Below are 8,724 nucleotides of genomic sequence, written 5' to 3' on the forward strand. Positions count from 1 at the left end.
TCTCCGAGCTGGCGGGCAGCACTGCCCAGATCTTCTGGTCGGCCACCGCATCCGTCCCGCCAGTCCCCGCCCCCGCCAAGGTGCCCCGCACAAGCAGTTCTACGCGGGTCACGCCGGAGCCAAAGGACCCCGAGGCCGTCCAGTACGCGGCATAAACTCCCGTCGTGGCATCGGCCGTAATTTCCTCCCCCTCCGCACCGGCCTGCGGATGAAACACCCGCACCACACTTCCGGGCGCCACCCGGCCGCGCACCCCGTATCCCCGCTGCGCGATCACCCGCCCTGTGACCTGATCCACCCCGTTGTTGCTGAAGGTCACCGGCCCGCCCCCGCTGTCGCGGTTGTTTCGGCTGTCATACGCAAAGTCGAGCACGGTTCCGTCGCTCAGGTGCGCGTCCGTCAGTTGGCTCCGGCTGTCGTACTCCAGTCCTGTCCATGAAACGCCATGGCTGGCCGTGCGCGAGGTGCGCAGGTTGCGGGCATTGTAGCCGCTGCCATAGGCATAGCTCTGGCCGGAACTGTTCGCCGTGCTGTACCCCGTGATACGCCCCAAGGCATCCCGTCCCACCGTGGTGGTGAGAATGCCCCGGGTGATCGTCTCCAGTTCACCGGTGGTGTTGTTGTAGCCGTAGGTCGCACTGAAGCTGCCCGAACTGACGATGTAGGGCAACCCGGAAGGATTGACCGAGCGGGTTTCCGAGTAGCCGCCACTGCCTGCGACCGCCACCGTCGTCCCGGAGCGGTTGCCTTTGTTGTCCTGGGAATAGGCGGTCGAGCCCCCGGGCCAGACACTGCCCGCACCATGCACCACGGTGGAGCCGATGCCCCGCAGACTGGTGAAATAACGTTCGTCATTGGGGGCCGAGACGCTCTTGCGCGGCCCCGTGTGGTAGAACTCCGTCTCAACCGTGCCAGCACCCTCATAGTAGCTGGAGATCTTGTTGCCTGAACCGTACTGGCTGAAGTCGTTCTCCACGCCCTCATCACCTGTGCTGCTGGTCTGCAACAGGTTTTCCGGGGAGAAGGTGTTGGTCGTCGACGACATGGAGCCGCCCGTGTACACCTTGTTCTTGACGGCCCCGGTCAACGCCTGGGTGACGGTCAGGTTGCTGTTGACCTGAGTCTGGGTCTGCCCGTTGGCCAAGTCCGTCGTGGAGGCATTCTTGGGCTCACTGACGTCCCCGCTGACCTCCGTGCCGTCCCCCACTGCACTTGCTTTCACGACCTTGGTGGTGCCTTGCACCGAATCAGATTCCGTGAATTCAAACCCCGAGAGACCTGAGAGCACGTACGCCTTGTCAAAGCCCGGGCCAAAGACCCGGCTGACCTGCCCCTTGGCATTGATCTCCAGGCCCATGCTGCGACCGCCGATGCTCCCTCCGACTGAAGTCAGACGCTCATTTTGGTAGACCCAGTTGTTCAGATCGAATTCCGTCCCGGCCCGACGCCCTACAATGCGTGAGACGCGGCCATTGGTATACGTGACGGACTGGCTATCGTCCGTACCCCCACCATTGGCCACCGTTGTGGCTGTTGCCGCCGGCACGGACGTGGTGCTGGTAACCTTCGCTGCGGTCAGATCCCAAGGCTGGGAGATGGTGACTCCGGTGGAGGGAGTGGTTTCCGTGCGAGAAATCTGGGTCCAGAACGCGCCACCACCACCGCTGTCGTCATTGATCTCCTCGCTCACCACCAGTTTGCCGCTCTCTGCCTTGCGCGTGGTACGCGAAAGCGGAACACCGCCTTCAGTCACCGTCATGATGACACTGTCTGCGGTGTTGGTCAGCGTCTGGGTGCGGGCCTTGAGCACCGGCCCGGGGCCGGGAGAGTAAGTGACACTCCGCCCAGCGTCATTGTACACCCAGGATTCCGTCACCGAATTGGTTCCCCCCAGCGTCCCACCGGACCAGTTTGCATTGGGTGTCAGGCGAGCGACCAGACGCCCTTTCCCATCATAGTAGCTCTTGATGGGATAGGCGTCGGCGTCCGTCTGGGTGCGTGCATAGGTTGTGCTGCAGAGGAGTCGTTGCGATCCTCCAGGGGGCAGTTCAGCACTGATCTCAGAACGTGCGCCACGGGCCCCCAGTCCACTCTTCACGCCGAGCACTTCCCCCACCGCATTGATGTCCACATCCACCTGGCGGCCATCCACCTTCTTGTAGCCAGCGTTGGGCTGCAGGCCGAGCTCCAGGCCCGGGCCCCGCTCATCCTTGAAGTCCAGGGCGTCGCCGAATTCGTTGATGTTGCTGGTGATCTTTCCGTCAGGCGTCTGGACTTCCAACCTCAGAGCATTGGTATAAGACGGGGTGTACGTCGCAAACCCCGTGTTCATGGCCGAGGGGCGGCCGAGAATATCATACCCGGTAACGCCGCTGGTGATGTTCGACGGGGTTTTCGTGGTCAGGGGCTGACCGGCGTGCTGGCCAGTAGTGACCCAGTTGTACTCTTGAACCTCATTCCTGAGCCCGGTGACCTTGTGCGGAGCGCCCCAGGGCTCATGCTCCGACCCGGTCCATGATGACAGCACCACCCCACCAGACAGGGTGTTGGTCACCTCGCTCACGAGCCCGCCGCCGCGGTTGAGCGTGGTCAGAGTCTGAGCGCCCGCGTCGTATCCGCTGCCCCAGCCCTCCAGCTTCTGGATCACCGTGGATTCGACCCCAGGGGTGATGTTGTAGGTTGCCACATACCCGCCAGGAGACTCGACCCGCTTCAAGGTCCATGGCGCGGTTCCGGACGGCACATCGTACTTCAAAGTGGTGATTGAACCTGCCGTGGTGACGGTTTCCTCATCCAAGGTGTCTGAATGCTCCACCGTGTCTGTCCGGTAGGTGTTCGTGTCGAGCTTGTACTCGATGGTGCAGATCCGGCCGCTCCATGCGTAGGACTGCTCTATTTCCTTGCCCTGAACGGTGCGCGTGAGAGATTGCAGAGCTCCTTCCGCCGTCCAGAGCGTCTCGGCGCCGTTCATGTCCCAACCCGTGCCGCTATAGGTGGCGCTTCTCAGCATGGGACGATAGGCCGTGCTGTAGTGGGGATAACCATAAGGCCCCATGGGTGCGGCGTAGGCATCTGCGGTATAAACCACCTCACGCGTCCCCTGGGTCACTTTCGTGGGAACCGGCACCGGCTTGAACCGGTCAAAATAAGCCTGGGGTGATTCATCCACCATCCAGGTGTAGTACTCCGTCTGTACCACGGTGGACACGGTATCCTCCTGCAGGGTTTCCTTTATCACTTGAGGCCCCAGCACTTCGATAGTTCGAGTGTGAAAGTCGGCGCCTCCAGGGCTGCTGCCTGTCCTTACGACATAGAGCGATGAACTGGACTTCTCCACCTCGCTGTGGAGGGTGCCGTCCTGCACCCGAAGTTTGTTCGCCGCCGTCGGGAAGGCGGCACCCGACACCGTCGCATTCTTTAACACCACCGACTTAAAGGCGGTCGCGGTGATCGGTGGAGGTTCCGTGACATTGTCCGCGGGCACTGGCACCTCGCTGGCCCAATAAAAGTTGAGCGTCTTGCTGTAGTCGTTGCCGTGAACGATCTCGACCACAATGTCACTGCCATAGATCTGGCTGACCCTAGGCTTGTACCAGGCTGAGATGTATTCTGCCTTCGTATACCAGCCCGTTTGCTCCGTCTGCTCCGCCGTGAATTCCTCATTCTCCCGGTCGTAAGCGAACTTGTCCTCCACGAGGCAAGCCGGGAAGTCATCGGGCTCGGTCTTGTACAGGATCCTGAAGGCATTGGCACTACCTGTAAGCACAGGGTTCCCGAATCCATCTAGTCGGGATCCGAGGAAAGCACGCTGAAACCGGTCTTTGAGGCCACGTCCCAGATCGATGCGCACGAGGTCCCGGTCAACGGGAGTGGCCACCGTGCCAGATCCAGCGCCACTCGCCATCAACGCGCGAGTGGCAGCGCCCTCCATCGGCGTAAAAGTGGGCGCGCACACGCAGCGCAAAGAGATACTGAAGGAATCGGGGAAATTGTAACTATTTCCTCCGCCACCCTCGTAGTGGGAATCCGGCGAATCCGAGAATCGGAAAAACCGATAGCCGGATTCATGTTGCCATTCCCCAGACCAACTCAACGCGGGAATCCCCCATTCCAGGCGAACGGCGGACTCTGCTGTCGACAGAGCTCCGAGGGAGGAGGTTGTGGTGCCGTAGGCAGCAAAGGTGCCGACCTCAAAGGAGTCCTCCTCAGACTTCACCCGCTTCCAGTGGTTGAAAGGAAGGGCAGCCTCATTGCCAGGATAAACCTTGTCCACGAAGTAATACGGATCCTGGAGCATGCGCTTCAGGAACACGAGCCGACCATTGCCAATCTGACAGGTCTGAGTTGTCTCCGGAGCAACGACACTCCGTACAGCAGTCAAGGCACCTACTATTGATTTCGCATCGACACTCGTAGTGTAGCCTCCGCCTCCGCCATCCCAGCGAAAGACGGTGGCCGTCCTCTCCACCCAGGGCATGTCTGTATCAATGTAGTACTCAGCTTCGCTTCCTCCATTCTCAACGAAGGGAATGGCGGGATTAAAGGCAGGGGCAGGGGGCGGTGACTCAGGATCGTAAGTCTTATGCACCTTTGAATTCAGGGTCTTGGCTTGATAGACCATGGGCCAGTTGAGCACCCGCAACTGCTCGACCAGAGACGCCAGCTTGAGGATCTGACTGCGAAAATTGTCCTGCGTAAAGTCTCCGACAGAAGGCAGACCATTCAGGGATTCATTCTCATCTACTAAAATCGAACCCTGCAAATCGAAATTGACGTACTCCCCCTTCATCTGGTCTACCTCTCGCGAGGCCTTGTTGAGCACCTCCAGGAGTTGAAGCATCCCCAAACCTTCAATCTGCTGCGCAGTGGGATAGGGATCTAAACTGTGTCCCCATTGAATGAGTTCGCTGGTCTCGATGGGATTGGTGGGCGTCGACGTATTGCCCGAAGCCTCCGTGTCCGCCTGCCGCTTGAGATCTGCCGAAATGGTGTCCCGCTGGACCAGAGCCACCTTACGCTCCTGCACCGCCTTGAGCAGAAGTTCCACGGATTGGGCATGTACGGTGCTGACACCCGTCAGCAACAACACCACCAGAGACAGGATCGGGATGATGGGGGTTATCTTCATGGAATTGGCTTTAGAAACACATGAGTCAATTATTCCCGCTTCAGCCGACTGGCTGGGGTTCATACCGTCGTGCCCCCTTCACACCACGCATCAGGAGCAGCACTACTGCCACCAGGGCCGCAGCAAAGAGGAGCGTGACAAACACAGCCCGCCACGGGAAAACAAAGGGCTCGGGCGCGAGGTGGCTCAGAGCAATGCGATACATCTGCCCGTTGAGCTGCTGCATTTGTGCAACGCACGGTCCGTAGGCATTGAAGCTGGCATCTACAAGGCCTTTGTTCTCGCCACGATTAGAGGCCATCAGTTCCCCCCCCTCAGGGTCATTGTCCTGATAGCGGTGCCAATGCCACCCTACACACGAGCGAGAGGCGAGAGCCTGCATCACAAAGCTCTGGTAATACTGACCCCGATGCTCCTGCCTCGGCACGAGAATGCCCGCCCCACCCGTGTTGCGAAATGGCGTGTCCGCCGCTTTGGCATACCACTCTGAAACCAGCACCGGCCGACCTGACCACTGCGACCACTCATCATAGGCATCTAGTCGTGGAACCACCCAGCCGTAGGGATGAACCGAGACTACATCACAATACCGCCCCACGGCAGCCAGCGACTCCGGCGACCGTAATGACCGCGCATAGAGACGGGGCCCGAGGATCAAGTGGTGAGGATCATGCTTCCTCATCGCGGGCACTACCTTTTCACAATAGACTGAGATAACATACCCTGCCCAGGCATCCCGGTCCGCGGAGTTGGCCGTGGCGGGGCTTTTCCCCCTCGCCTTTAGCCAGTCGAGGGCCGCTTGCCGGGCGCCAACGTGACCCGGCTCGTCCGGGGAGGCCGAGAGGTAGCCATCCAGTTCTGGATGCGGCAGTTCATTATCCAGGAAATAACCCAACAACCTTCTGTCCCCGGCATAACGCTTCAATCCCTCGGCATGCTTCTCCACAAAGGCGGCAAACTCCGGATGGAACACCGGCATGATGCCGAACTTGTAGCGGCGATTCCCCGTCCCCGTCTTGCCCAACCCCTTCTCAATGCTGAAGGCCGTGAGGGGGCCCACCTGGGCCTCCCATCCCGGCCACTTGATCAAGGTGTACGCGAGTCCGGTGTCATGCGTCCGCAGGATCTCCGCCTGACTCCAGCAGCCTGCGGTGTTGAATCCCCACCCCTTCAACCTCGCGCTTTCCTTGTTGGCCCAGTCAACTTCGTCGGTGAAGTGGTTCCGATAGCTTTGCTCCTGCTTGGCAAGGATGGCAGGCCGAAATGTGTTCACCCCCGCACTTAGGAACAGCTTTCCCTCCGGATCCACGAGCCACCACCGGTCCCGGTAGCGGGTCGCCTGAAAGTAGCCATTGGCCGCCACCAGCCCTTTTCGCCCTATTTTGGCGACCTCCTTCTCCGTCACCTTCCGTTTCGGACGCCAGTTTCCCAACGTTTGAAGTTCAACCGTACGCCAGTCTACACTGGATGCCTGGTTTTTGTAAGGAATGCGCCCCGGAGTCCGGGGGTAGTCGAGCCTGCCGCCCCGGCTGTGCAGGTCCGGCACATTGGACGGCTGCGGCAATTCCTGCCCGAAAGCCGGACTGGCACAAAATGCAGTACCCACGACAGTCACGAGAATCGCGGCACCGCGTTGAAACAGAGTCTCCATGCAGTTTAGTTAGGGGGATCAAAGTTCCGGATCAGGGGGCGGAGAATGCAGTCGCCGTCAATTGCACCATCGGATGGTCTTTCCATTCCGGGTTCGTGCCCACCACAATCTCCAGGGCGTCGGGCACACCATCCCCGTCGCCATCTTCGCCGGTCCACACATTTGGATCCGATCCACTTACATATTCCGCAATGTTGGCGTACCCGTCACCATCGAGATCGCCCGTTCCCGCCTGATCCAGGGAACCAAATTGCTGCATCTCCCACCAATCAGGCAAACCGTCGCCATCCGTGTCTGCCGCTCCTCCGGAAATCTCGACGGAGGACTTCACCATGAAAGAGCCGCCACGATCATCGCTGACGCTGAACCAGGCCGGATGCAGACCGTCGATCACCTGGGAGAGCGTGCTCCGGGTGGCAAACGACACGGGCCCCACCATCTGGAAGTGATCCCCAGGAGCATCTCCGATGAAAGGAGCATCATACGTCAGTGGATCGTCATCGGGGTCCATGCCAAAGAAGTCCCCCACCGTCCAAGGCTGTTCCACCCCGCCCACTAACGTGCCCGGTTGAACCAAGAGGGATTCTGCCGAGAAGAAATGCACGGGCGCGTTGTTGACTCGCAATGCGGTTTGCGTCCCAAAGTCCATCCCACCACCGCCAGCTTCGATGTATTCCCCAAACCGGTTGCCCGCCACGACGTCTTCATGGGAAAACACATCCACCACGAACTGTTTGCCAGTATCAATGACTCCATGCCAGTGGAACACCATGACCAATCCTGCATCCCATCCTGTCATGCTATCTGCCAGCACCCATGAAGAGTCAGGCATGCCCACGGCGACCCGCATCATGTCACTGATGGCGACGGACCAGCCAAAGTGAGCTCCCTCAAGACCTTCTATCTTGGCCACCACCTCAGGAAAGAACCAGTAGAGGTTGGTATAGCGGGCGAGTTCATTGGGCCGACTCCAAAGTCCCAAATATGCCGTCCCTGCGTCTGCCAGTGGGTAAGTACCGCTGCTCACATTGAACGTGACATCTTCATAAGGTGCTCCAATTGCCAGGATGCGATTGCGCACCGCGACCGAGAACCCAAACCGAACGCCAGCCTCTGAAGTCTGTCCACGCTCCGCGCGCAGGAGGGTCCATGAAGTGCCAAATTCGTAGAGGAAAGCCGCCCCGGCATCGACCAGTGGGGTAGCATCTACGCTATCGCATCCAGGTGCACCGACGATCAGCTTTGCCCCATCCACAGCGATTGAAAAACCGAACTCGTCTCCTGACGAGCCCGTTGGCGGCTCCAAGGTCTGAACTAGAGACAAGGTGGAACCAGTCAGTTCATAAACATAGACCACGCCGCTGGCGACCGCACTAGAATTGAGTCCTCCGGGAGCACCAATAAAGATCTTCGATCCATAGGCAACCACAGATGTACCAAAGCCTGAGCTTGAGCCAGCGCTCAAGGGGGGCTCTAGCGTTGCTTGATAGTTCCAGTTCCCACTGCCGTCCTTCAGATAGACGTCAACCTCGTCCAACGAGGGCGCTCCGGAAGGTGTGGTTGGGGTGTGACGGATCAACCAAAACTGGCCGGTACTGGAGAGAGCCAGATCACCGTCTTTGGCTGCATCCACATCGGTTCCATCATAGGTGGTCACGGCATCATGGACGGCAGCGCTGAAATTCAGCCCTATGTTGAAACTGAACAAGCCTATGCCATCAGGTGACTTGTTTGCCATGGGATAATCTGTCGTGGTCCCGGAAACCACGCTGGAGTAGGACTCTCCCGATCCATTTAAGGCCTTGACCCGATAGTAATAGGTGGTGTTCCCCTGCAGGCCTTGCGAATCTTCATACGAGGCGGCATCTGGCGAGAGTGTGGAACTCGCAATCCAGTTTGCTGCTCCGGTCGACGTCGCTCGCTCGACGATGTAGCCCGTTTCATC

General features: G+C 59.4%; 2 protein-coding genes and 1 pseudogene. All 3 read right to left on the bottom strand.

The features are described from left to right. The coding region (locus tag BV034_RS18110) for a hypothetical protein (protein ID WP_081887902.1) at positions 1-5,128 on the bottom strand (5,128 nt) is incomplete at its 3' end. Between the two features lie 40 nt (positions 5,129-5,168). Continuing rightward, the gene (locus tag BV034_RS18115; RefSeq protein WP_050028405.1) at positions 5,169-6,779 is read right to left on the bottom strand and encodes a hypothetical protein; all 1,611 of its coding nucleotides are present in this window, start codon (positions 6,777-6,779) and stop codon (positions 5,169-5,171) included. Positions 6,780-6,810: 31 nt separating this feature from the next. Then, positions 6,811-8,724 (bottom strand): annotated as a pseudogene (locus BV034_RS18120) (hypothetical protein); the annotation flags it as partial.

The sequence above is a fragment of the Verrucomicrobium sp. BvORR034 genome (genome assembly GCF_000739635.1).
In the GTDB taxonomy this organism is placed as follows: Bacteria; Verrucomicrobiota; Verrucomicrobiia; order Verrucomicrobiales; family Verrucomicrobiaceae; genus Verrucomicrobium.